Below are 24318 nucleotides of genomic sequence, written 5' to 3'. Positions count from 1 at the left end.
TCCTTTTATAAGAAAATCTAACTTTTAAAACTACGTAGAAAAGCATATTTATTAAAGAACGATATGGTTCATGCTTTGTTATTACTTATTAGGTGTTTTTAAAATAGACATTACTGTTTTTCGCTTAACTTTTATTGATTAAACTCAATTTTTCCTAAAAAAATATTTTTTGCGGTGGATAAAGGTGAAAATAAATATATATTTCATTTAAATTGAAAGTTATACATTTATATATTAATTGATCATTAATTATTCATGTGGAGCTATCTTATTTTAGAGACATTGTTAGAATCTGCACACTTTATTAGGGTGTGGTGTTTTTGTGTTCGAAAAGTTGGCTGAACAAAGTCTAGAAATGATGGGTTGGGAAATTGATAACCATTGGTCACTTGATTTGGATCAGTGTGTAATGATTGCTGCACCTCACACCAGTAATTGGGATGCTTTATATGCCCGTTTGGCTCTAAAAGCTTTAGGAGTGAATGTCCGTCTAACAATTAAAGACAGCTATATGAAGTTTCCATTCGGGCCATTCGTACGTGCTTTGGGCGGCATCGGTATTGACCGTACCCCAAAAAAACAAGGCGAGCCGCGCCTAAGTATGGTTGAGGTTATGACCGATTTATTCAAACACCATCCAAAATTGGTAATGCTGGTAACACCTGAAGCAACACGTGCAAAACAAGAACAATGGAAAACCGGGTTTTATCATGTAGCAACGGGTGCAGGCGTGCCTATTGCTTTGGCGTATATGGATTACGCCAAGAAAAAAACTGGGGTAGGAAAAATTGTATATCCTACTGGGGATTATGAAAGAGATATGGCCGAAATTATGGATTTCTATTCAAAAATCCATGCTAAGTTTCCGAAAAAATTTAGTGTTGATAAGCGTTATTATACTGAAGCATAGTTTCTAAAACGACAGGGAACGTATCCCTGTCTTGCTTTAAAACGTGGCGAAATTTATAAATTGAAAAAACTTGCCTCAACGTTTCATGATTTGTCAATCAGTATGTGATTTGACACTTTTTAGTCATCCACAGACCTGTAGAGTCTTCAATTAAACGATTGAAATATACTTATTTATTTGCTGGTGGACTAATACCACCTAAATACTGGCAAGCTTCCTGATAAATGCCATATTGTTCCTTAATTACATCGGTTAAGGGAACATCAAATAACTTTTCACCTTCTTTATAACTTTGCACATAAGATTCGGCTTTTTGACGGCTAGAAGCGAGTGATTGTTCGTGAAATGAGGTAATGGAACTATGCGTCATTTGTGTGCTTTCAATTTTATTGCATTTAAAATATGAAAGCATTTTTTCAGCATGTTTGACATCGCGAGAAGTACTTAAGCTACAGCCGGTTAGCAGAATTATCCCTGCTAAGCAAATCAAGGTTTTCATTTTTAGAAAAACTAATGGACGGGATGAGTTATTGTATAAAGTTTTCTCTCACATTAATGAAATGTCGAATACCAATTGTATGTTTTTTGATTAAATGATATTTATCTCATTTTTTAAAATATTGTTTAGGGAAAATTATTTTAACTCGCTGTATGTGAGTTTTAAATATTCTCTCGATCGATAAATTTAAAACAAAGTACTAAAGATTAAGAAACAGCCAGATGCAAATAATAAACTTAATACGGTATGTTTAAATTGCCGCTCTGAAATTTTATAGAATAATTTTGCTCCCAAGATTACGGGGAAACTGACGCTAATTAACAGGATAGCCATATAAGGCAGCAGTTGTATTTCGAGTGTGCCTTGGAGCAAATAGGCAACCAAGGTAAACACCTGAATGCCAAAATTGAAATGCCGTAAAATATAACGTTGTTCTTGTTTGGATAAATTTTTTAGCATGACCCAAGCTGAAGGAAGCGAACCACAAAACCCGCCTAAACCACCCAGTATTCCACCGATAAATCCCACCACGCCATCTGCAAATTTCCCGGACTGTTGCAGTCTTGGAAATTGCGGGTTGAAGAACATGAGCGGGCACCATAGCGCCAAAAATAAGCCCAAGATTAGTTTAAATGTTTCTGGCTGAATAATATCCAGTAAATAAGTGCCTAAAGGCACCCCAGTCAGCCCGGCAATTAAATAAGGCAATATCAGGGTTTTATTCAGATGAGGATGCTTTTGTTCATTGGATAATGAAATGATATGACTCCATACCGAAGCAAATACCACTAGAGGAGCAGCAATTTGCGGAGACAATACCCATACCCAGAAAGACATAGCAATTAAGGCAAAAGCAAAACCTGTGAGTCCTTGTACAAAACCTGCGACCATTGCACCAAGAATAAATAACAGCCAAGTCATAGGGATAAGGTCATAAGGAAAGGCAGCAGTATTCTAAAGATCAGGGCAAAAGCCAAGCTTATAGTTAGCTGAATTTATGCAAATCTATGTCAAAGTTTTGATAAAAGGATTGAATGAAATATTAATTGAATATATTCACTATGCATAAAAAATGAATAAATCACTACAAGAGAGCAACAATCGCTCCGTTCATTTCTCCATTAAATCGTTTGATACTGACATAGTGCAGTAAGAGGTGATGGACATGATGAAAAAAATGATATTACTTTCTGTATTGGCAGTGTCTTTAAGTGGCTGTGTTGTTGATCCTTATGATGGCGATTATCGTGATCATCGAGACCGCAACGGACATTATGATCGACAACATGGTGACCGAGATTGGAACAACAAAGACCGTCCGGACTGGAACCATGACAGAAACGATCGTGACCGACACTACAATCGTTAACAGGTCTATAAGCCAGATCTTGAATCTTTAAACTACATTCGATAAAAAAGGATTCCATACAGGAATCCTTTTTTATTGCCTTTCATTAACAGGCATTTTTTTGATATAAGCCTGCCCGCACAGTTCCGGCTTTGGTCTGTTTAATCTGTTGCCATGAAGATGGAAGTTTCAGCTGAGTCAAATCTCGATCGGCTTCTACATAGATAAAAGCCTTATCTTTAATCAAAGGCTCGGCAAGTTGAGCAAGTTCTTGCCATAAATCCAGACTATAAGGTGGGTCTAAAAATACCAGATCAAATTGTTCTTTGAGAGTCGGCACGACTTGTTGAGCTGTGGCGATTTTCAATTTTGCATGCTGACTGGTCACTTTAAGCAACTGCAAATTATCTGTTAAAAATGCGGCCTGGGTTCGATTCGGTTCAATCATCACCACTTGTGACGCACCACGCGACAATGCTTCAAAACTTAAGGCACCCGAACCAGCACAGAGATCGAGGACATTAGAATTTTGAATGTTCCACATCAGCCAGTTGAACAAAGTTTCACGGATACGATCCGGTGTAGGACGTAAGCCATCAATACTGGCAAAAGCAAGTTGGCGGCGTTTCCATTCACCACCAATAATACGAAGTTGGTTTTTCATGGATCATTCACTTTCTACGGGTTGAGGGTTGGTTGATGAGGGTGTGCTTGGCATTGCTTGAATTCTAGGCTGCTGAACTGATGGGACTGTATTTTGAACAGAAGGATCAGCGGTGACTGGCAAGGTGCCACTTGGTAATTCACCTGGTTTAATTCCGGCTGTCATCAAGCCGCCACTCATTTGATGGCTGGCTGGAAGGATTGGATTCTTTTTACGCGTCAATAGCCAGTAATCAAAGATTGGGCGAGCCAACTGTGCGGCTGAACCGCCATGACGACCATTTTCCCATACCACTGCAATCGCAATGTCAGGGTTTTCAGCAGGGGCAAAACCAATAAATAAACCATGGTCAAGTTGACGCTCGGTTAATAAAGCTTCGTTATATCTTTTACCTTGGGCAATACTTTTAACCTGGGCTGTACCTGTTTTACCTGCAATTTGATACATCGGGGTGCGAATACCACGACCTGTACCAGTTTGAATTACATCAACCATGGCATCACGCATTTTAACCCAGTCTTCAGGTTTACCATTAAACTGGATTTTGCCGTCTGGTGCATTATGCACTTGATATGATTTGGCACCATGACTTTCACGCAGGACGTGTGGGGTAATATGCGAACCTTGATTTGCAGTAATCGCAGTGGCCATAGCGAGTTGTAATGGCGTTGCAGTAAAAGCGCCTTGACCGATACTCACGGAAATGGTTTCACCCTTCATCCATTTGCTTTTACGGGTGCGCATTTTCCATTCCGGGCTTGGATACAACCCGGTACTTTCACTCGGTAAATCCACGCCGGTTTTTTCACTAAAACCAAACTGGCGCATCCAAGCATTCATTTTTTCTATGCCCATGCGATAAGACAGGACATAAAAGTAAGTATCACAAGACACCACTTGGGCTTTGTGCATATTTACAGCACCGTGTCCGGTTTTTTTATGGTCACGGAAACGGTGGCTGTCACCCGGTAAGGTGAAATAACCAGGATCAGAGATGGCAGTTGCCCAGTCGACGTAACCATAATGAATGCCTCCCAAACCAAACATCGGTTTAATGGTTGAACCCGGAGGATAAGCCCCTTGCACAGCGCGGTTATAAAGCGGCTGGTCAAGGTTGTCTCGCAGCGCACTATAATCGGTATTGCTAATTCCGGTAACGAATAGATTCGGGTTGAAACTTGGGCTTGAAACCAGGGCTAAAATTTCACCTGTTTTCGGATTTAATGCCACAATTGCACCACGACGTCCTGCCAGCTGTTCTGTGGCGATGACTTGTAAACCATAATCAATCGACAGATACAGATCATTGCCGCGAACAGGATCCTTACGACCTAAATTGCGCAATACATTACCGTGTGCATCCGCTTCTACCGATTCATTGCCGGGCACACCATGTAAAAGATCTTCATAGGATTTTTCGACCCCAATTTTCCCAATCAGGTTAGTCCCGGCATATAAATCTTTATCAATCGATTTTAATTCTTTGTCATTAATGCGTCCGACATAACCGATGACATGCGCAAATAATTCACCATGCGGATAATAGCGGGTCATTTGGGTTTCTATATTGACCCCGGGAAACTGAAACTTTACCTCGCTAAATTTGGCGATATCAGTTTCAGTTAAATTTAATTTAACTGAAACCCGTTCGGTTTTTTTGGAAGTTTTAATTCGACTGCTAAAACGGTCTATATCTTCTTGTGTTAATGCCAAAATTGGCGTTAAGCGCTTAACTGTATCGTCAATATCTTTAACATCAGCACGTGAAATGGTGGCTGAAAATACAGGGTAATTGTCAGCCAGTAAAATACCATTACGGTCATAAATATAACCACGTGCAGGTGCTAAAGGCTGCAGTCGAATTCGGTTCTGGTCTGAAGCCGTTGAAAACTCATCGTAGTGTGCAATCTGTAAATATGCATAACGAGCAACGAGTAACAGAAGAAAGAAGACCACAATCCCGACCGAGATAAACACCCGATTGCGATAAATGCGCTTTTCTTGTTGGACATTTTTTAAAGGAAAGTGCTGCTTCATACGCGATCGACTTACATACCGGAGAGTGGAAAAAACGGGTGGTACATTCTAACGCATGTCAGGATTTTTTGATATTTGTTCAGGTAAGCAGTTAGGTTGGTTTAGCTTAAACTTTGACTTTACAGACATTAAAATTGTAAAGTGCAGTATATAAGAGTTCTGATAATTCTGCTAAAGTCAAAATTGAAAAAAGGACTGTATTAAAAATAAAATTAAGGACAAGCATGAAAATAATCACAAAAGTGTATTCTTTGTTGGCATTTTTTGCGCTAGCGAATGTGACTTATGCACAAGACAATCCGTATTTACCAGAAGCAAAATTAACATCAGATAATGCAAAAGCCTGGAATGTTGGGGCTGGATTCACACAAGAAATGATTCATGCGAATGCAGAGTGGGTGAATCCCTATGGAATTGCCTATGCAAAAGCAGGGGTATTCATAGATGATGATTATACTCCGGGTGCTCAGCTCGGATTTCGCTATCCATACCATCTCACAGGTAAAGATAAAAACGGTTATTATCTAGGGGTTTATGCTGGACATATTGAAAGTAAAGGAGTAGACAATGATCTTAAAGCACGATTGGGTGCTGGTGTGGATTTAGCCTATGTTTTGCTGAGCAATGAACGGATTAGTAGTTTTAGTATCGGTATTGGTGCGGGCGAAGAGTTAAAGAATAGTGCTGGCAATGTCGTTGCTGAAACAGAGCCAACAATACAATTCTCCTATACTCTCAGTGTCGGTTTATAGTCAAAATGTTCAGTTTTATACGATTTAGTATTTGGTAATTAAAAATTAAAATGGATATTATGCATGCTTGAGTACGTCAACGAATTGTGGCAAACCTTCTTGAAACGCCCAGATTTTTGGGCAGTACTTAGCATTATTCCTGTAACTGCTTTTGTCACTTGGGCGCATGTGTGGATGGCGCTTAAAATGGTCTTTTATCCTATTACATTTTGGGGATTCCATTTAGGTCCGTTACCTGTCGGTTGGCAGGGTATTGTGCCGCGTAAAGCCGGCCGTATTTCAGGGATTATTACCGATAATACTCTGTCAAAACTGGGGTCATTGCGTGAATTTTTGGATGCGATGGATCCAGAAGATATGGCGCGTATCATTGGTGAGCAGGTGGGTTTTGAACTGGAACACTTGATTGACGAAATGATGATGGAAAGGAATGCGGTGCTCTGGGAAAACTTACCTTACTCAATTAAGCGCCGTATTTATGCTCAGGCACATAAACAGTTGCCAGGTATCTTAAGAGAACTTGTCACTGAGCTGACCATGAACGTCGAGTCACTTGTAGATATGCGTGCAATGGTGGTTCGCCAAATGGAAGGGGATCGCCGTTTAATGGTGAATATGTTCCTCAAAGTTGGCCAGAAAGAGATCAACTTTATTTGGCATATTAGTGCATTAATCGGGATGTTCTTTGGTATATTCCAGATGATTGTATGGTTTGTTGTGCCTTGGCACTGGACTGTACCATTCTGGGCTGCGATTTGGGGCTTTCTGACCAACTGGATTGCAATCTGGATGGTATTTAATCCGCTTGAACCGCATTATGTCCGTTATCCCCAATTCTTTGAATTAACCAAGAACCGTAAATTTCCTTGGGTGAAACCTGTGATTCCACGTATTGGCACCTACAATATTCAGGGCGCGTTTATGAAACGCCAAGAAGAAGTGTCAGATGTTTTTGCACGAGTAGTCACAGAAGACCTAATTACGTTAAAATCGATCATGACTGAGATGATGTATGGTGGGAAGAAAAATAAGACTCGCCGTATCGTTAAACGTCATATTAACGAAATTATGGAAACACCCTTGGTTAGAACCTCTTTACAGCTCTCATTAGGGCCAAAAGAATACGCAAAACTCAAGACGGACTTGATCGATCGCTCAATTGAAATTACGATGGTGCCTGTATGCGACCCTGCCTTTAATGCGAGCCGTGCACAGAAAATCTATCAAATGTTTAGAGACCGTATTCTAGAGCTGACTCCCAGAGAGTTTCAGAATTTATTACGGCCTGCTTTTCAGGAAGATGAATGGATTTTGATCCTCCTGGGTGGCGTAACCGGATTTATAGCGGGTACAATCCATTTGTTTGTGGCTTTCTTATAATTAGATGCTGGACTGCATGTTGGATCAATAGATTCGACATAAACAAAGTGTCATATACATTGTTAAATGAGGATGTTTTTTTATGCGCATTATATTACTCGGACCACCTGGAGCAGGTAAAGGTACACAGGCTCAGTTGATCTGTAAGCGCTACAATGTCCCACAAATTTCAACCGGTGATATGCTCCGTGCTGCAATTCGTGAAGGTACAGAATTAGGTCTTAAAGCTAAAAGCGTGATGGAAAGCGGTGGTCTCGTATCTGACGAACTCATCATCGGGCTTGTTAAAGAACGTATTGCTCAACCTGATTGTGTAAACGGTTGCATTTTTGATGGTTTCCCGCGCACGATTCCTCAAGCAGAAGCTTTGGAAAGTGAAGGTATTAATATCGATCATGTGATCGAAATTGATGTACCTGATGAAGAAATTGTACAACGTCTTTCGGGTCGTCGTCAGCACGCAGCTTCTGGCCGTATTTATCATATTATTTACAATCCACCTAAAGTGGAAGGTAAAGATGATGAAACTGGTGAAGACTTGGTTCAGCGTCCAGATGACCTGGAAGCAACGATTCGTAAACGTTTAGGTTCATATCACACTGAAACTGAACAATTGGTCGGTTTCTATCAAGACCGTGCAGCTTCTGGCGAAAATGCACCGACTTATGACAAATTGAATGGTCTTCGTCCGATTGAAGAAGTTCAAACTGATTTGTTCGCGATTTTAGATCAATCAAAATAATTTGCTTGCCCTAGCGTAGTGAATGTTTTGACATTAAAAGAGTCCTAAGTCATATTAGGGCTCTTTTTATTTGTGCACTATTTTGAAGGTGATGCCTTGCTAAAAATTGGCTTAATTGTATTGATGATTTTTTTTGGTATTGTGGTATTAGCTTTAATGGTACAAAGTTTTAAATTCTTGCGCCGAGTGGAAAAGCAGGAAGCGGCAGAAAAGAAAAATAGTCAGCCCGAACGTCAGCTACATCCAAAAGTGCAGCAAAAAAATAAAGATAAAAATTGAAGTTAGATTTTATCTTCAATCATTTTTACGGGAATGCTTTTCGCTGCACCAAATTCAAACCGATCCGGCCACTGGCAGACGTCAGATACCACGCATTCATAACATTTCGGCTTACGGGCAATACAACAATAACGACCATGTAAAATCAGCCAATGGTGCGAGTCAATGATAAATTCTTTAGGAATGACTTTAACCAGCCGATGTTCAACTTCTAACACATTTTTGCCAGTCGCCAGCCCAGTTCGGTTGCCTACACGAAAAATATGGGTATCGACTGCCATAGTGGGCTGACCAAAGGCAGTATTCAGCACCACATTTGCAGTTTTACGTCCAACGCCAGGCAATGCCTCCAGATCAGCACGGTTGTCTGGAACGATACTATTATGCTGGTCTATTAGTATTTTACAGGCTTTGATAACATTTTCGGCTTTAGCATTATATAAGCCAATTGTTTTAATATATTCCTTCAAGCCATCAACGCCAAGTGCATAAATTGCTTCCGGTGTATTGGCAACAGGAAACAGTTTGTCCGTGGCTTTGTTCACGCTGACATCGGTTGCCTGCGCAGAAAGTGTTACAGCCACTAAAAGCTCAAAAGGGCTGGTGTAATTCAGTTCGGTTTTCGGATGAGGCCTTTGCTCGCGTAATCGCTCAAAAAATACCTGAATTTGTTTTTTAGTCATATTCTTTACAGGCATTTTTTATACTCCTTGCAAAGCATTGAGTTGATGGTTAAGTTCATCTAATTGTAGACGTTTTTGTGTATCCTCACGAACACTCAGTTGCTTTTCTAATTTTTTGATTTGTGTACGAATTTTTGCCAGTTCGATGGTTGATTTGGCATCAAAATGGATGGTTGGTTTAACTTCATTTTGAGTAATAACAATGTCTGGGACACTGTCATTTTGTGCTGAAAACCGAGCAAATAAGGTTGTATCAATATTGGCACGCACCACAGGACCTTTACGGTTTAAACGTCGTTTTTCTTCACGTTGAATATGCGCGTAATAGCGGTTGCGCAAGTCATCTTGTTCCGCAATCCGCATACTCTCATCAGGCACCGCATGATGATCTTCAATCAAATCAATGCAGTCGACCGGGCAAGGGGGAATACACAGTTCGCAGCCAGTACACAGGTCAGTCAAAATGCTGTGCATGAGTTTGCCCGAGCCAATTATGGCATCTACAGGGCAGGCACTAATACATTTGGTACAACCGATACATTCGTCTTCACGAATAATGGCTTTCATGCGTTGTGGACGACCATCACTTTGAATTGGCCAAACACTTGCTTCGGCTTGCAGTTGAGCACGACCGAGTAAATGGGCTAGAGCATCGGCAACGGGTTGACCCCCTGGAACACATTTATTGGCTTCTTCACCTTCGCTTATGGCTTTTGCATAAGGTAAACATCCATCCCGATGACCACATAAGCCACATTGGGTTTGAGGAAGAAGGGCATCAATATCTTGGATGAGAGCAAGTTGCGAATTCATGTGTAGACCACGACTGCTGAAGAAATAGCAGCATACTGAAAGAAGATTAAAACGAAGTAGAGGATTTTAGCATGTTTTCACCTTTTAATCTTATGCGCGAAAATGAAGCTATAAGCGCCTTATTATCGGGCGAAAAGATAGCAAAAACAGTCACACAGCATCGCTTTAGTACTAAGATAAAAAAATGGTTATAATTAAAATAAATATATGTTATTAAATATTATTTAATTTTTTTAAAAAAAAGTATTGTGCTATTGTTACAAAAGCTATTTAATATTTTGCGCCAAAAATTATCATTTTTTGAAAATTTGACCAATTTTGATCCATCTTTCTGCTGAGGATTAAGTGTTGAAATATAACAGCCTTAACGACTTCCTAGATTACGTTAAATCACGTGATGCACATCAACCAGAATTTCTACAAGCGGTAGAAGAAGTAATGACTAGCCTTTGGCCGTTCATTGAAAAGAACCCAGAGTATGCTGATCATGGTCTACTTGAACGCTTAGTTGAGCCAGAACGTGCGATTCAATTCCGTGTTTCTTGGGTTGATGACAAAGGTCAAACACATGTCAACCGTGCATTCCGTGTACAGTACAATTCAGCAATCGGTCCATTCAAAGGTGGTATGCGTTTCCACCCATCTGTGAACCTCTCAATTCTTAAATTCCTAGGTTTTGAACAGACCTTTAAAAATGCCTTAACTACCCTCCCGATGGGTGGTGGTAAAGGTGGTTCAGACTTCAATCCTAAAGGTAAGTCTGAAGGCGAAATCATGCGTTTTTGCCAAGCATTAATGATTGAATTGTACCGTCACTTAGGTTCAAATACTGACATCCCTGCGGGGGATATTGGTGTGGGTGGCCGTGAAGTTGGCTACATGGCCGGCATGATGAAAAAATTGAGTAATGACACTGCTTGTGTATTTACAGGTAAAGGTCTGACTTTCGGTGGTTCATTGGCTCGTCCAGAAGCAACAGGTTACGGTACAGTTTATTTCGCTGAGGAAATGCTGAAAACTCGTGGCGACTGCTTTAAAGACAAAGTTGTAACCATTTCAGGTTCTGGTAACGTTGCACAATATGCTGCTGAAAAAGCAATGTACTTGGGTGCGAAAGTGGTTTCGCTTTCTGACTCTGCGGGTACTGTTTACATTAAAGATGGCTTCACTGATGAACTTCTTGCTGAAGTGATGGAGCTTAAAAACGTAAAACGTGGTCGTATCTCAGAATTCGCGTCTAAACACGGTTTTGAATACCTTGAAGGCAAGCGTCCTTGGTCAATCAAATGTGATATCGCACTTCCATGTGCAACTCAAAACGAGTTGGATGCGGATGATGCAGTTCAGTTGATTGCAAATGGCGTGATCTGTGTTGCTGAAGGTGCAAACATGCCATCTACATTAGATGCTGTTGAGAAATTCGTTGAAGCGAAAATTCTTTATGCACCAGGTAAAGCATCAAATGCTGGTGGGGTTGCAACTTCTGGTCTTGAAATGTCTCAAAACGCGATTCGTTTGGGCTGGACTTTCGAAGAAGTTGACGAACGTCTACATGCAATCATGAAAGAAATTCACCGCAACTGTGTTAAATACGGTGTTAAAGAAGATGGTTCTGTAAACTATGTTGATGGTGCGAACATTGCTGGCTTCGTAAAAGTTGCCGATGCGATGTTGGCTCAAGGCGTATTCTAAGAATATATTTTCAGATATAAAAAAACCGGTGCTAAGCATCGGTTTTTTTATATCTGAATTAAGCAGAATTATTTTACACTAGCACGTTCTACAGTCATATCATACACATATGCATATTTTGATTGATCGGCTGCCGGATTCTTAATTTCATAACGCTTCACCCGAATTACTTGGCGTTCAGCAGGATTATGCTCAAAACCTTCAATGTGATCGTAAAATAAACTCCAGTCTTTATCGACTTGGGTTTTAATGCCGCTGTCATTATATTTAAGTTCACGTACCTGTAAACATGTTTGTGGTGCTACACCAGTACATGGCTTGGTTTCAGGTGAAATTTCCAAGAAAATCATTTCAGCCTGAGTGTTATATTTTGTTTCGGGTGTCATTTTTCCGGTGAAAACGTATTTTTGGCCTTTAGCCGAAATGACCGTTAAAGTTGGATTTTGCGGATCTTTGAGATCTAAAACAAAAGGTGCTTTGCGGTTACTAAACAAATCTGAGGCTACGGCCTCTTGTTGCATGGAAGCTTCTGGACAAGCCATTTGGGTGGCCATTAAATCACCCGTTACAATTTGATTGTTTTCCACTTTCCAGCTGGTTCCCATACCATTGCAGCTGGTGGCAATACTCAAGCGACCTTTATCATCAAAATGAAGCACTAAAGGTTTAGGTGCAGTCCCGGTATTGGTACTCCATTGATAAGAAGCAAGCGTCTTATCGGCATTTTGTTGTTGTAATATAGACACGGCAACATCTCCAGCTTTTTGAATATCACCAGATTGGCAAGCCGCAAGCGTGAGTGGGAAAAGAGCAATCGCTAAAAATTTAAATTTCATGTTAAAAGTACTGAGTTTTGAAGAATTTTTAATAGAATAACGTATGACTATTTAAAAAATATGGATACATTCTGATGAGTTAAGTATCAAAATGTATCCATAACTAATTTTTTGTTGATTGTTAATAAAAAATTATAAGTTAGTAGGCATCAGTCAAAACGATAAATATCCATACCGAGTGAACCCATACTAAAGCTACTATGTACAATAGTAAATCGCTGACCGGTTCCCATTGCGAAAAATAGCGGCGCAAAATGTTCTAGACTTGGGTGATTACGTTGCACATGCGGAATATTTTTCCAATCCAGTACAGCCGCATAATCTTGATGGGTCAGTTTGTTGACCACATAATTACGGAAAGTCGATGCCCATTCAGGTACGTCAGCAGGTTCACCGCGCCAAGCAAGCTCAGCCAGGTTATGGGTAATACTGCCTGAACCAATGATCAATATCTGTTTTTCCCGTAATGGCGCCAGTGTTTCGCCAATTTTATAAATCTCGTCCGCAGACATGTTCATGGGCAAGGAAATTTCTACCACAGGAATATCAGCTTCTGGATACATATGCAGCAAGGGCATCCACACGCCATGATCACGAGGACGGGTACTATTGGCATGTGCGGCCAAGCCAGCATCGGCCAAAAGATGTAAGATCTCCTCAGCAAGTTCTGGCTGACCAGGCGCAGGGTAGCGCATTTCATACAGTTCAGCTGGAAAACCGCGGAAGTCATGCCAGGTTTCTGGACGTACGCTGCTACTCACTTCTAGGGCATTACTTTCCCAATGTGCCGACATCACTATAATTGCTTCAGGTTTGGGAAGATTTAAACTCAGGCGATGTAAAGCTGGTCCGACTTGTTCTGGGTTAAGCGCAAGCATGGGTGATCCATGTGAAATAAATAAACCGGGTAAAGTTTGTAAATTCATGACAATGCGCCTAATTTAAATAATATCGATTGGGGGTGTAATGGTTATAATGCCAAAAAGAGCAGATAGAATAAATAGAGTATATTTCAACATGTTGTTGCAGATATGCAACGATGAAGAAATCAGACGAAATATGAAAAACTCTTTATGTGAATTCGATAAAAACAAAAATGAATATTTCAAATGGTTGCTTTAACCTGCACGATGGTAAGGATGGTTATGGTTAATACTCATGGCACGGTATAGCTGCTCGATCAGCATCACTCGAACCATCGGGTGGGGCAAGGTCAGCTTGGACAGCGACCAGTGCCATGCAGCGGCTTTACGCACCGCTTCAGAGTGACCATCTGGCCCGCCAATGGCCAAAACCACGTCATTGCCTTCAAGCATCCAGCCTTTCATGGTTTCCGCCAGTTTCTCCGTACTGAATTCTTTACCACCGACTTCAAGCGCAATCAGGGTTTCATTATGCTTCAGTGCATTCAAAATACTGTCTCCTTCAATCTGGCGATATTTTAAAATATCCGCTTCCGAATCATTTTTACCACGTTTTGCCATGGGTAATTCAATAATTTGAGTCTGTACAAAAGGCTGAATACGTTTGAAGTAATCTTCAAAACCAGTGAGGACCCAAGCTGGCATTTTTTGACCGATGGTAATAATACGGATTTTCATAAGATTCGATAATTTGAAAGTCATCGTTATTATAAACGCTAAAACTGGTTTTACTTATTTTGCGCAACAAATTGCAATTGAAAAGTCGAGCAAGATGCTGCATTAATCTTCAGTAATGGATTAAATATGAAGAATAAAAGGAGACTAATAATAAATGCGATTCAAAAATAATCGAAATTTAGACTTGTTGTGGGGCATCTTCCTTTGCACTATTTTTTTTAGTCCTTCAATTTGGGCATTACCGAACGTAACTCCAGCGAGTACTGATAATTTAAAAGTCTATCTGGAGCAAATTACAGGTCAGCAGGGGTATCGTAATTATAAAAACACACAAGAATTGCAACGCGTTTCTGCCTGGATTAAAGAACAGATGCGTTTGTTTGGTATACCGTGCCAGTATCAAAATTATTCGGTGAATGGTTTGGGCTATCGAAATGTAGTATGTACCTTAACAGCCGGTCATGCTGATAAAGTGATTGTCGGTGCGCATTATGATGTGTTTGGGGAGCAACAGGGCGCTGATGACAATGCTTCTGGTGTGGCCGGGGTGATTGAGACGGCACGCATCCTTGCGCAGCAGAAGTCACAGTTGGCACATAATATAGAATTTGTATTTTATACCTTGCAAGAACCGCCATTTTTCAAAACCGAGCAGATGGGAAGTTATGTGCACGCCAAATCGGTACAAGCGCAAAAGGAGCAGATTCGTGGGGTCTATATTTTAGAAATGATTGGCTACTATGATGAAAATCTTGTACAGCAATATCCAGCCGGTTTAAAGTGGGTCTATCCAAGTCATGGTAATTTTATTGCAGCGGTGAGTAATTTACAGTCTTATGAGCTAGGGGCGAAGTATTGTCAAGCCATGCAAATTATTAACCGTTTAGAGTGTCAAAGATTGGCCACACCCTCTTTTGTATCAGCAATGGAATTTTCTGATCATGTGAATTATTGGAAATTCGGGATTCCTGCGCTGATGATTACCGATACCGCTTCTTTCCGAAATAAGCATTACCATACCAAGGGAGATACCTTAAAAACACTGAATGTTGGAAAAATGGCCAGTGTGGTAGACGGACTGGTTTATAGCTTAATGGTTCAATCGGATTGATAAAGAACGCATAAAAAACGCAGTCCCTGAATGAATACTGGAACTGCGATCAAAAGGTCATCCACCTGGAGATGTAGATGACCATTCACATAACTTGTTAATCAGAAACTTACAGCGCATTTGGGTCTCTATAATAATAAATCAGGATTAGATGTACATTTTTCAAGATTATGCTTTACTAATATAGTAAAACTTTTCATCATAAAAAAAGAGAGCCGAAGCTCTCTTTTTTGTATCCAAATGCGATTAATGACGTGCGGCTTTGCTTTCTTCAACCGGTTTTACAATCGGATTTTTAGGCAAAGGTTTCGGTGTTTCGATTAAAGCCAATGGCAAGATCTCATCGATACTTTTCACTGCTTTAATTTCAAGACCTGCTTTTACATTGTCGGGAATTTCCACCAAGTCACGAACATTTTCCTGAGGGATAAAGACCAGTTTAATGCCACCGCGATGTGCTGCTAAAAGTTTCTCTTTTAAGCCACCAATACGCATTGCACGACCACTCAGGTTGGTTTCACCCGTCATCGCGATATCCGCGCGAACTGGAATGCCAGTGAAGGCAGAAATCAAGGCAGTAGTTAATGCCAAACCTGCAGATGGACCATCTTTCGGAGTTGCACCTTCAGGTAAATGCACATGAATATCGGTTTCTTCAAATCTTGAAGCCTCAATACCGAGGGCATCTGCACGGGTACGAACCACAGTCATTGCAGCGGTAATGGATTCTTTCATGACATCACCGAGGGAACCGGTGGTAATGAATTTACCCTTACCTTTTACCGCAGCAACTTCAATCGAAAGCAATTCACCACCGACTGACGTCCAAGCCAAACCATTTACACGACCCACTTGTGCTTCTTCTTCTGCCATACCGAAATCGAACTTATGTACGCCCAGGTAATCAGACAGATTTTCAGCAGTCACATCGATATGCAAGTTTTTGGCTTTTTTGCTCACCGCTTCTTTCACGACTTTACGTGCAATTTTTGACACTTCACGTTCAAGGCTACGTACACCCGCTTCGCGAGTATAACGACGCACGATGTCACGAATTGCTTCTTCATGAATAGTCAGTTCTTTACCACGTAAACCGTTGTCCTTAATGGCTTTAGGAACAAGGTAACGCTCAGCAATATTGACTTTTTCCTCTTCGGTATAACCCGGTAGACGAATCACTTCCATACGGTCAAGCAAAGCTTCAGGAATATTCATGCTGTTTGCAGTACAGATAAACATCACTTCTGACAGGTCAAGATCAAGATCTAAATAGTGATCGTTAAACTTGCTGTTTTGTGATGGATCAAGTACTTCAAGCAGGGCAGAAGCAGGGTCACCACGGTAGTCTTGTGCCATCTTGTCAATTTCGTCGAGCAAGAACAGCGGGTTCTTCACGCCTACTTTTGTTAAAGACTGCACCACTTTACCCGGCATCGCACCAATATAGGTACGACGGTGACCACGGATTTCCGCTTCGTCACGCACGCCACCTAAAGCCATACGTACAAACTCACGACCTGTGGCTTTAGCAATGGATTCACCCAGTGAAGTCTTACCTACCCCTGGAGGACCAACCAGGCAAAGAATTGGACCTTTGAGTTTTTTCACGCGTGATTGAACAGCCAGATATTCAACAATACGTTGTTTAACTTCATCCAGACCATAGTGGTCAGCGTCCAATATCTCTTGTGCTTTGTTCAGGTTAATGCTGACTTTGCTAGCTTTATTCCAAGGCGTATCTAAAATTGCCTCAATATAATTGCGCACCACAGCAGCTTCACTTGAAGCAGGTTGCATTGCTTTAAGCTTACGGAATTCTGATTCCGCTTTTTTACGCACATGTTCAGGTAAATCTGCTTCTTCAAGACGACGTTCAATTTCGGCAACATCATCTTCAGCACCGCCATTCATGTCAGAAAGTTCGCGCTGAATCACCTTCATTTTTTCATTCAGGAAATATTCGCGCTGGTTTTTCTCCATTTGGCGTTTTACCGAGTCATGCAAGGTTTGTTCAATCTGTTGTTCTTCAGATTGTTGTAACAAATAGGTCATGAGTTCAGTCAAATGTGCTTCAAAGTCATCATGTTCCAGGAACTTTTGTTTTACATCGATGTTCAATGGGACACGAGTAGCCACGAAGAATAATAGTTGCAATAAGTCGTCGATTTTATTTGCAGCAGTAATCAATTCACGTGCATTACGTAATTTTGCTTCTGCATATTGGGCAAATAAAGCGCGCAGTTCTTGCACACGTGTTTCTTGAGAGTCAGCTTCGACATTAACTGTCATTGGGCTAATAGCATGTTCGGCTGATAAATATTCATCATTGTCGATGATTTTTACCAGTTTAGAACGCTGTAAACCCTCAATGAGTACTTTTATACAGTTTTCATCATTTTCATGATTCACAACTTGCACAATCTTCGCGACAGTACCGTATTGATATAAGTTGTCGTGATCAATTTCTTCTGTAAGAGAATCTTGTTGTGCAACTACAAATACAAGATTGTCACTGTTACGAGCCACGTCAACTGCTTTGATCGATTTTTCACGACCTACAAATAACGCAATTTGCATGTGTGGATAAACCACTACATCTCGTAGCGCTAAAAGTGGTAATACGCTTGGAACCTGTGTAACTAAGGTTTCTTGATTCATAATAATTTCAGACATGGGCACTCCTAATGAGTAACAATGGTGTTGCCATATTTTTATAGTGAAGTGTATTTCAAAAATTACAAGGGTCGAACCAATGAAAATATATAAAAAATAGGTAAATGTATGATTTAGACGTGTTCATGGTGGTCAAAAAATACCGGATTAGCATTTGAAATATAAATAACGTGAAGGAGTGAGTAAGGCATCCAGAGGTTGATCCCAAGTTTCACGATGCAAACGTTGCTCAATCAACTGAAAGTCATGTGCAATTCCTAAACGAAAAGGGCGCTGGCCCGCACTGGCTAAGGTTTTGTCATAGTAGCCGCCACCCATACCAATGCGTGTGCCATAAATATCGCAGGCCAATAAAGGCATGATTAACAGGTCGAGTTTAGATACATGCAAGCCGCGACTGGCCATGGGTTCTTTCATACCGAAAGGATGATGGGAGAACCGATTGTTTCGATATTGTTGTTGCGTGATTTTAACCCAGTGCAATTGCTGGTTCATATTGCAAATCATCGGCAAATAAACTTGTTTATGCTGTTTAAAACAGTACTCGATAATCTGGTTGGTATTAAGCTCTCCAAAAGCATGCAGGTAAACACCAATTTTTTTTGCATGCTGAAAAGATTTTAGCCGGATAAGTTGCTGAAGTACTTTTTGTTGAGCTTGCTTTTGTTGAAAACTGGAAACGACTCTACGTTGATGTCGAAGTTGCTTGCGTAAAATTTTTAAATCCACTGACATCTTTTATTCGTTCCCAAAAAATACAAAAATCTTCATCGTAAAAGGAGTTTAACTGTTTTTCAGCTCTTTCAAAATCGGACAACCGCTGTCATTTGTAGTTTTGCATTCATCTATCCAGCTGCTTAAACGGGTTTTGAGTGCTTGTAATTCCCGGATTCTTTGATCGATTTTTTTTAATCGTTGCTCAATGACATGTCTCACTTGCTCTCGATCATCGAGCTGAAGTTGCAGTAATTCCTGTATTTCACTAAGTTGCAAACCTGCATCTTTGCCTTTTTGAATAAAGCTTAAGGTTTCCATATCTTTATCATTGTAATAACGATAGTTCTGCGTGGTTTCAGGTACGCGCATTAAACCGATGCGTTGATAATAACGAATGGTTTCGACATTTACATGACACTGTTTGGCCAGTTTTCCGATGGTGAGCATAAAATATCCTCAAATGACTTGACTCTGTACCTAGGTACAGACTTTATGCTAACACAATGCAAGAATAAAACAGGTGAGTCGGATGAATGAGCAACAAAAATCTTCCTGCTGTAAAAAACAGGCTTCAGGTCTTGAATTGGTAAAAGTTGATCCAGTTTGTAGCATGAATATTTCGGAAAGTTCAGAACATTATTTTGAATATCGGGGGGAAAAATATTTATTTTGTTGTGATGGCTGCAAACAAAAGTTTATTAAAAAACCTGAAGCTTACCTTCAAGAAACCAAGCCTAAATCAGGCTGTGGCTGTGCAAATAAAGCTAAAGTTGTAGCGGCCTCATCTCCATGCTGTGGCGGTCAAAAAGCTGAAGCGCAGCAATATATTGATCCGGTCTGCGGCATGACCGTGACAGATTTGTCCAAGCCGAACACGGAATATTTGGGACAACATTATTATTTTTGCTGTCAGGGTTGTTTGAATAAATTTCAGGCCAATCCAAAACAGTATTTAGAAAAAAATAAATCTGAGACTTCGGGTTGTGGTTGTACATCGCAGCGTAAAACAGCAGAACAAAAGGGATGTGGTAGCGGCAGAGATTCAAAAGCTGGATTAGAGATGCAAACCACCGTCACCGATCCGGTCTGCGGCATGCAGGTTAAAACGGATTCTAAGTTTCACACTCAGTTTCAATCGCAAGACTATTATCTCTGTTCAGAACGCTGTCTGACTCAATTTACCCAGCAGCCTGAACAATATCTGCAAACTAAGCAAACAGTTTCCTCCTGCTGCAGTTCACAAGAAAAATTAGCAGTTGAAGAAAAGAAATCTGGCTGCTGTGACGGAACTCATCCTTCATCTGCACAGAGTTCAGAGATCGATCCTGTATGTGGCATGTCAGTGGATACGGCAACCGATTTAAAAACAGAGTATCAGACTAAAACTTACTATTTCTGTAATCCGTCTTGTCTGGAAAAATTTAAAGGCGACCCGGAGTTTTATCTGATACCGGCGGATCAGCGACCTGTACCGGAAGGCGCTGCGGATATGGATTATACCTGTCCCATGGACCCTGAAATTGTGCAAAAAGGACCAGGAACCTGTCCAATTTGTGGGATGGCTTTAGAGCCGATGCAACCGACCTTAAATGATGCGCCGAATCCTGAGCTGGTCGATTTCAGTCATCGTTTCTGGATGACTTTACCGCTGACTTTAATTGTGTTTGTATTGGCGATGGGTTCGCATATTCATGCCTTTATTCCGCAGCATATTCAGCCTTGGATTGAACTGGTGCTTTCTATTCCAGTGGTGCTCTGGGCGGGTAAACCATTCATTGAACGCTGCTGGATCTCTTATAAAACCCGCAACCTCAACATGTGGAGCTTGATTGGTGTTGGGGTACTTGCAGCTTTTATTTATAGTGTGGTTGCAACTATTTTCCCATCTTTAATTCCCATGCAGGCCAAAACCGGTCATGGGGTCGCTGTGTATTATGAAGCGGCTTGTATGATTGTTTCATTAAGTCTGCTTGGGCAAATTATGGAGTTGAAAGCCCGTGCCAAAACAGCAGACGCACTTAAATCCTTGCTGAAACTGCAGCCGCATACCGCAAAACTGGTGCAGCATGATCAGGTGGTGGAAGTGGATGTTGGCATGGTAAAACAGGGTGATATCTTGCAGATTTCTTCCGGTGATCAGATCCCACTCGATGGCATTGTGGTGGAAGGTAAAACCTATGTTGACGAAGCGATGATGACGGGTGAACCTGTTCCGGTCAAAAAAGAAATTGATGACCGGGTGATTGGCGGTACGGTGAATCAGCAGGGTAGTATCCGCATTCAAACCACGGCAGTGGGCGCAAATACCACCTTAGCAAAAATGATTCAAACCGTAGTCGAAGCACAGCGTTCAAAAGCACCGTTGCAACGTCTTGCCGATGTATTTGCCAAATATTTTGTGGTGATTGTTTTAGCAATTAGTGTGTTGACCTTTATTGCCTGGATGGTGTTTGGCAAAGCTCAATTTGATTTGGCACTCATGTGTGCAGTGGCTGTACTGATTATTGCTTGTCCATGTGCCTTAGGTCTGGCAACCCCGATGTCGGTGATGGCGACCACAGGCCGGGCAGCGCAAAAAGGTGTACTGTTTAAAGATGCAGAAGCGATTGAAGCTTTAAGCAAAGTCACGACTTTAATTATCGATAAAACCGGAACCTTGACTGAAGGTAAACCGAGCTTGAAAGAGATTAAACTGCTTTCAGATACAGTTCAGCAAGCGCAAGTAGAACAATGGATTGCATCAATTGAACAATATTCAACTCATCCAATTGCACAAACTTTGACAAAGCTCATTCCGAATAATCAATTGATTAAAGTTAATGACTTTGAAGATATTACAGGCTTTGGTGTCAAAGGTCACATTGAAAATCAAATATTGTATGTGGGCAGCCAAAAACTGATTGATCAACTGAGCTTAACGTTAAATGAAAATATTCAAGCGCAACTTGATCAGCAACGTTCAAAGGGTAATGTGATTAGCTTCTTGGCCAATGAACAGCAAGTTTTGGCATATATCTCGATTCATGATGCGATTAAACACAATGCACATCAGGTAATAGATCAGCTGATTGCTGATGGCATAGAGGTGGTGATGGCTACAGGTGACCATGAACAAAATGCAAAACTGGTTGCGGCTGAGCTAGGAATTCAGCAGGTCTATGGTAACTGCACCCCGACTGAAAAATTAGACATTGTGAAAAAATTTCAGGCGCAAGGACAAGTTGTGGCAATGGCAGGCGATGGTATTAACGATGCACCTGCACTTGCACAAGCCAATGTCGGGATTGCGATGGGCAATGGTACCGATATTGCCAAACAAACGGCTCAAGTTACCCTGGTCAAAGGGGATATCCGCGGTGTGGCTGATGCCATTCATATGGCGAAACTGGGCGTAAAAAATATGAAGCAGAACTTGGCATTTTCTTTTGTCTATAATGGCTTAGGCGTGCCAGTTGCGGCAGGTATTTTCTATCCATTAACCGGTCTATTATTAACACCGATGCTTGCCGCGGTAGCGATGTCCTTAAGTTCTTTATCTGTGGTGATTAATGCACTACGTTTGCAAAAATCTGAATAAGACTAAAAGCCTAGGCATTCATAGAGCATAGTCAAGATGAAAATTTTGGGTATTTTTTTGCCTAAAAAATAGTCATGAAAATAGATTGAAGAAAGTATTGAATCTAAGTATCTAAAAAGGGATCTGAAATAGATCCCTTTTTAATTTCGACCTGATCATAAAGTTATGCTAACGATTTTAATGAAATATTTTTAACTAAGAGAGATATCTGCTGAAGTCTATTGGTCTGTATTGTCTGACAGGTCTGTGCTATGACTTTGTGCATTCAATATACGAGAGGGCGTAATGACAGCTCATTCATGCTCTTGTTTAAATGGACAATCACTCTACTTCGAAACTTTTCTAGAACCTTCTATAAATCATTTTCATTGTATAGGCATAAGACCATAACTGTTTTAAACCCGATTCGTTAGCACACTTTTTCATCTTGTTTTAGGGTGAGCAATACAACCGTATTCGTGCAGCTGCCATGAACAGTTAAAATATAAGACCTTTGCAGCATGTTAGAAACTTAGACATGCTTCTGGCAGAGTTTCTTCTAATCTCTACAATATTGCGAGCCTGAGCAGAACTGCTGCATAAATGAATGTATGATCATAATTGCTACGCTCTATAATGCTTTTTATCTGGAGATTTTTTTGATTGCTTACAAAAATAGTTTCCATTCATATAGAGATATACCTTTCATGTTGAAACAATAAAATCTGCATGTGCGATAAGAAAGGAGGAGAAAGGTTAATCAACTGGCTTAGAGCTTCTTATTCTAACCTTACTAAAAATATTAAATGAGTTTCTAACTCTAAAGAAATCATTACATATCTAATTATAAAATTTACAATTTTTACTTAGCGCCTTTTTATAATGTCTTGGAAAAATAAGAGAGATACAAATATGCCTAAACTTCATAAATTAAAAGAGGTCAGTGCTAAAAGTAGTTGCGGCACAGAGATTGTTGTAGAGCGAATTTATGAAAGAGCTCAACAGGAAGCCAGTAATGATGAAGCATGGATACCTTTGTTTAAAATTGCGCTTACAGACAAAGTAATTGATTTAAGTTATGACGAGACATTTACTCATCCTCGAACAGGAAAAGTATTTAAAGTCTTAACAGAGGAATATGCCTAAGTTATTAGGAGAAACTAGTATTTCTTTCAAGCCGCGTTGTCTTGGAAAAGTGGATCAGTACACAAAATAAAAAATTAAAAGCCCATGTGAAAATGGGCTTTTTTTGTAATAAAAATAAACAAATACTTAACAAATATTTTCTAAATATAAAGAGAGATGCATGCACTATATATAGCTTAATTAACCACTTACTTGATTAAAAAAAATGAAAAATAGTGCTAATTTTCATATATTGCAGCAAGTTTATAACTTTATTGCAGAAAGACCTGGCTTTAAATCGAAAAGTGAGCTGGATTTATTGCTGGAGTTTTTTTCGGCAATACATGAAGATTTTCCTACTGCAATCAGATTTGATTCGCCTGGCAAGATTGTAGGTAAATTTGGAAGTCGAGAAATCATTAATATTAAATTGGCACCTCCATTAAGGGATAAAAATGAATTTTTGAAATGGGTATATCAACAATTGCATCGCTAATTTTATTTTCTGAACATTAACTTATTAATACAGGTGAAGACTATGATTAAGTTTCTAAGTAAATTATTTTGTATTCCTGTGCACGATTATGAGTCTAATATATTTACTGAAGTCGAATATCAGAAATATGACCAGACTAAATCTGAATAAATTTTCTTCAGTTCTGTACATACATGCTGCTAGATGCCCCATCGCTTGAGAAAGTAGATGGGGCTTTTTATATGGGGGATTTTATATAAAGCTAACAATGAACTTCTTATTTCATCTTATCTTAAATACCGCTATTGATCAGGGCTATATTTCATTATGACGACCTGATCGCAAGGTGAGCTTATGGGGCAAACCTATTTATTTTGAAATTATAGTTCTAAATTGAGTTTTATTGAAAAAAGGGCAATAAAGTT

At 40.2% G+C, this 24318-nt stretch carries 23 protein-coding genes; 11 read left to right on the top strand and 12 right to left on the bottom strand.

Annotated elements, in window-relative coordinates; translation table 11 throughout:
- Positions 1–322 precede the first annotated feature (322 nt).
- Positions 323–910, top strand: coding sequence for a 1-acyl-sn-glycerol-3-phosphate acyltransferase (locus E0H89_RS01135; RefSeq protein WP_171459108.1), 588 nt, complete (start codon positions 323–325; stop codon positions 908–910).
- Between the two features lie 169 nt (positions 911–1079).
- Here the strand turns inward: E0H89_RS01135 and E0H89_RS01130 are convergent, their stop codons facing one another.
- Positions 1080–1409, bottom strand: a complete 330-nt coding sequence (locus E0H89_RS01130; RefSeq protein WP_131213825.1) for a hypothetical protein — start codon at positions 1407–1409, stop codon at positions 1080–1082.
- Positions 1410–1595: 186 nt separating this feature from the next.
- Positions 1596–2330: a sulfite exporter TauE/SafE family protein gene (locus E0H89_RS01125; protein ID WP_131213823.1), complete on the bottom strand. Its 735-nt coding sequence runs from the start codon at positions 2328–2330 to the stop codon at positions 1596–1598.
- A gap of 244 nt (positions 2331–2574) precedes the next feature.
- Between E0H89_RS01125 and E0H89_RS01120 the strand changes: the two genes are divergently transcribed.
- Entirely contained in the window at positions 2575–2778 is a 204-nt protein-coding gene (locus E0H89_RS01120; protein ID WP_171459107.1) for a hypothetical protein, read from the top strand.
- A gap of 85 nt (positions 2779–2863) precedes the next feature.
- Here the strand turns inward: E0H89_RS01120 and rsmD are convergent, their stop codons facing one another.
- Both rsmD and mrdA read right to left on the bottom strand, forming a co-directional pair.
- Complete coding sequence (rsmD, locus tag E0H89_RS01115) at positions 2864–3421, bottom strand: 16S rRNA (guanine(966)-N(2))-methyltransferase RsmD (protein ID WP_131213820.1); 558 nt, start codon at positions 3419–3421, stop codon at positions 2864–2866.
- Between the two features lie 3 nt (positions 3422–3424).
- A complete protein-coding gene (gene mrdA, locus E0H89_RS01110; RefSeq protein ID WP_131213818.1) occupies positions 3425–5458 on the bottom strand; it encodes a penicillin-binding protein 2 in 2034 nt (677 codons plus the stop codon).
- A 233-nt stretch (positions 5459–5691) separates the two neighbouring features.
- Here mrdA and E0H89_RS01105 point away from each other — a divergent pair, with 233 nt between their 5' ends.
- The 4 genes from E0H89_RS01105 (at position 5692) to E0H89_RS01090 (ending at position 8611) form a co-directional block, all read left to right on the top strand.
- Complete coding sequence (locus tag E0H89_RS01105) at positions 5692–6210, top strand: hypothetical protein (protein ID WP_131214017.1); 519 nt, start codon at positions 5692–5694, stop codon at positions 6208–6210.
- 63 nt (positions 6211–6273) lie between these two features.
- On the top strand, positions 6274–7590 hold the full coding sequence (locus tag E0H89_RS01100; protein WP_131213816.1) for a DUF445 domain-containing protein: 1317 nt from the start codon (positions 6274–6276) through the stop codon (positions 7588–7590).
- A gap of 82 nt (positions 7591–7672) precedes the next feature.
- On the top strand, positions 7673–8332 hold the full coding sequence (gene adk, locus E0H89_RS01095) for an adenylate kinase (protein WP_131213814.1): 660 nt from the start codon (positions 7673–7675) through the stop codon (positions 8330–8332).
- 96 nt (positions 8333–8428) lie between these two features.
- Positions 8429–8611, top strand: coding sequence for a hypothetical protein (locus E0H89_RS01090; RefSeq protein WP_131214014.1), 183 nt, complete (start codon positions 8429–8431; stop codon positions 8609–8611).
- Between the two features lie 2 nt (positions 8612–8613).
- Here the strand turns inward: E0H89_RS01090 and nth are convergent, their stop codons facing one another.
- Together nth and E0H89_RS01080 are read right to left on the bottom strand one after the other, a co-directional pair.
- Positions 8614–9309: an endonuclease III gene (gene nth, locus E0H89_RS01085; protein WP_131213812.1), complete on the bottom strand. Its 696-nt coding sequence runs from the start codon at positions 9307–9309 to the stop codon at positions 8614–8616.
- Positions 9310–9312: 3 nt separating this feature from the next.
- On the bottom strand, positions 9313–10107 hold the full coding sequence (locus E0H89_RS01080) for an RnfABCDGE type electron transport complex subunit B (RefSeq protein WP_131213810.1): 795 nt from the start codon (positions 10105–10107) through the stop codon (positions 9313–9315).
- A 345-nt stretch (positions 10108–10452) separates the two neighbouring features.
- Between E0H89_RS01080 and gdhA the strand changes: the two genes are divergently transcribed.
- Positions 10453–11799: an NADP-specific glutamate dehydrogenase gene (gene gdhA, locus E0H89_RS01075; RefSeq protein ID WP_250697805.1), complete on the top strand. Its 1347-nt coding sequence runs from the start codon at positions 10453–10455 to the stop codon at positions 11797–11799.
- Positions 11800–11867: 68 nt separating this feature from the next.
- On the opposite strand, the gene E0H89_RS01070 is transcribed toward gdhA, so the two are convergent.
- The 3 genes from E0H89_RS01070 to rlmH form a co-directional block, all read right to left on the bottom strand.
- Positions 11868–12635 (bottom strand): DUF4377 domain-containing protein, encoded by a 768-nt coding sequence (locus tag E0H89_RS01070; RefSeq protein WP_131213804.1) that lies wholly within the window; start codon positions 12633–12635, stop codon positions 11868–11870.
- A gap of 149 nt (positions 12636–12784) precedes the next feature.
- Positions 12785–13561, bottom strand: a complete 777-nt coding sequence (locus tag E0H89_RS01065) for a DODA-type extradiol aromatic ring-opening family dioxygenase (protein ID WP_131213802.1) — start codon at positions 13559–13561, stop codon at positions 12785–12787.
- Between the two features lie 192 nt (positions 13562–13753).
- Positions 13754–14236 (bottom strand): 23S rRNA (pseudouridine(1915)-N(3))-methyltransferase RlmH, encoded by a 483-nt coding sequence (rlmH, locus tag E0H89_RS01060; protein WP_131213799.1) that lies wholly within the window; start codon positions 14234–14236, stop codon positions 13754–13756.
- 154 nt (positions 14237–14390) lie between these two features.
- Here rlmH and E0H89_RS01055 point away from each other — a divergent pair, with 154 nt between their 5' ends.
- A complete protein-coding gene (locus E0H89_RS01055) occupies positions 14391–15347 on the top strand; it encodes a M28 family peptidase (RefSeq protein ID WP_131213796.1) in 957 nt (318 codons plus the stop codon).
- A gap of 246 nt (positions 15348–15593) precedes the next feature.
- Here E0H89_RS01055 and lon read toward each other — a convergent pair whose 3' ends face one another.
- The 3 genes from lon to E0H89_RS01040 all read right to left on the bottom strand — a co-directional run bounded on the left by lon (position 15594) and on the right by E0H89_RS01040 (position 19184).
- On the bottom strand, positions 15594–18020 hold the full coding sequence (gene lon / locus E0H89_RS01050) for an endopeptidase La (RefSeq protein ID WP_131213793.1): 2427 nt from the start codon (positions 18018–18020) through the stop codon (positions 15594–15596).
- A 147-nt stretch (positions 18021–18167) separates the two neighbouring features.
- Positions 18168–18755 carry a 5-formyltetrahydrofolate cyclo-ligase gene (locus tag E0H89_RS01045; RefSeq protein ID WP_131213790.1) on the bottom strand — a complete coding sequence of 196 codons (588 nt, stop codon included), beginning with the start codon at positions 18753–18755 and terminating at the stop codon, positions 18168–18170.
- A gap of 48 nt (positions 18756–18803) precedes the next feature.
- Complete coding sequence (locus E0H89_RS01040; protein ID WP_131213787.1) at positions 18804–19184, bottom strand: MerR family transcriptional regulator; 381 nt, start codon at positions 19182–19184, stop codon at positions 18804–18806.
- Positions 19185–19266: 82 nt separating this feature from the next.
- Between E0H89_RS01040 and E0H89_RS01035 the strand changes: the two genes are divergently transcribed.
- The 3 genes from E0H89_RS01035 (at position 19267) to E0H89_RS01025 (ending at position 23914) form a co-directional block, all read left to right on the top strand.
- Entirely contained in the window at positions 19267–22314 is a 3048-nt protein-coding gene (locus tag E0H89_RS01035) for a heavy metal translocating P-type ATPase (protein WP_131213784.1), read from the top strand.
- A gap of 891 nt (positions 22315–23205) precedes the next feature.
- A complete protein-coding gene (locus E0H89_RS01030; protein ID WP_131213781.1) occupies positions 23206–23439 on the top strand; it encodes a hypothetical protein in 234 nt (77 codons plus the stop codon).
- Positions 23440–23644: 205 nt separating this feature from the next.
- Complete coding sequence (locus tag E0H89_RS01025) at positions 23645–23914, top strand: hypothetical protein (RefSeq protein ID WP_131213778.1); 270 nt, start codon at positions 23645–23647, stop codon at positions 23912–23914.
- Positions 23915–24318 lie beyond the last annotated feature (404 nt).

Origin of the sequence: Acinetobacter sp. ANC 3781, from assembly GCF_004331285.1 — a bacterium.
Classification (GTDB): domain Bacteria; phylum Pseudomonadota; class Gammaproteobacteria; order Pseudomonadales; family Moraxellaceae; genus Acinetobacter.
Note: the sequence above shows the minus strand (reverse complement) of the source record. Positions and strands in the feature narration are given on the sequence as shown.

Excerpts from the sequence above, each read along its gene's own strand:
- E0H89_RS01130 (WP_131213825.1), bottom strand. The coding sequence starts at position 1,409 with ATGAAAACCTTGATTTGCTTAGCAGGGATAATTCTGCTAACCGGCTGT.
- E0H89_RS01125 (WP_131213823.1), bottom strand. The coding sequence starts at position 2,330 with ATGACTTGGCTGTTATTTATTCTTGGTGCAATGGTCGCAGGTTTTGTA.
- E0H89_RS01120 (WP_171459107.1), top strand. The coding sequence starts at position 2,575 with ATGATGAAAAAAATGATATTACTTTCTGTATTGGCAGTGTCTTTAAGT.
- rsmD (WP_131213820.1), bottom strand. The coding sequence starts at position 3,421 with ATGAAAAACCAACTTCGTATTATTGGTGGTGAATGGAAACGCCGCCAA.
- mrdA (WP_131213818.1), bottom strand. The coding sequence starts at position 5,458 with ATGAAGCAGCACTTTCCTTTAAAAAATGTCCAACAAGAAAAGCGCATT.
- E0H89_RS01100 (WP_131213816.1), top strand. The coding sequence starts at position 6,274 with ATGCTTGAGTACGTCAACGAATTGTGGCAAACCTTCTTGAAACGCCCA.
- adk (WP_131213814.1), top strand. The coding sequence starts at position 7,673 with ATGCGCATTATATTACTCGGACCACCTGGAGCAGGTAAAGGTACACAG.
- nth (WP_131213812.1), bottom strand. The coding sequence starts at position 9,309 with ATGCCTGTAAAGAATATGACTAAAAAACAAATTCAGGTATTTTTTGAG.
- E0H89_RS01080 (WP_131213810.1), bottom strand. The coding sequence starts at position 10,107 with ATGAATTCGCAACTTGCTCTCATCCAAGATATTGATGCCCTTCTTCCT.
- E0H89_RS01070 (WP_131213804.1), bottom strand. The coding sequence starts at position 12,635 with ATGAAATTTAAATTTTTAGCGATTGCTCTTTTCCCACTCACGCTTGCG.
- E0H89_RS01065 (WP_131213802.1), bottom strand. The coding sequence starts at position 13,561 with ATGAATTTACAAACTTTACCCGGTTTATTTATTTCACATGGATCACCC.
- rlmH (WP_131213799.1), bottom strand. The coding sequence starts at position 14,236 with ATGAAAATCCGTATTATTACCATCGGTCAAAAAATGCCAGCTTGGGTC.
- E0H89_RS01055 (WP_131213796.1), top strand. The coding sequence starts at position 14,391 with ATGCGATTCAAAAATAATCGAAATTTAGACTTGTTGTGGGGCATCTTC.
- lon (WP_131213793.1), bottom strand. The coding sequence starts at position 18,020 with ATGTCTGAAATTATTATGAATCAAGAAACCTTAGTTACACAGGTTCCA.
- E0H89_RS01045 (WP_131213790.1), bottom strand. The coding sequence starts at position 18,755 with ATGTCAGTGGATTTAAAAATTTTACGCAAGCAACTTCGACATCAACGT.
- E0H89_RS01040 (WP_131213787.1), bottom strand. The coding sequence starts at position 19,184 with ATGCTCACCATCGGAAAACTGGCCAAACAGTGTCATGTAAATGTCGAA.
- E0H89_RS01035 (WP_131213784.1), top strand. The coding sequence starts at position 19,267 with ATGAATGAGCAACAAAAATCTTCCTGCTGTAAAAAACAGGCTTCAGGT.
- E0H89_RS01030 (WP_131213781.1), top strand. The coding sequence starts at position 23,206 with ATGCCTAAACTTCATAAATTAAAAGAGGTCAGTGCTAAAAGTAGTTGC.
- E0H89_RS01025 (WP_131213778.1), top strand. The coding sequence starts at position 23,645 with ATGAAAAATAGTGCTAATTTTCATATATTGCAGCAAGTTTATAACTTT.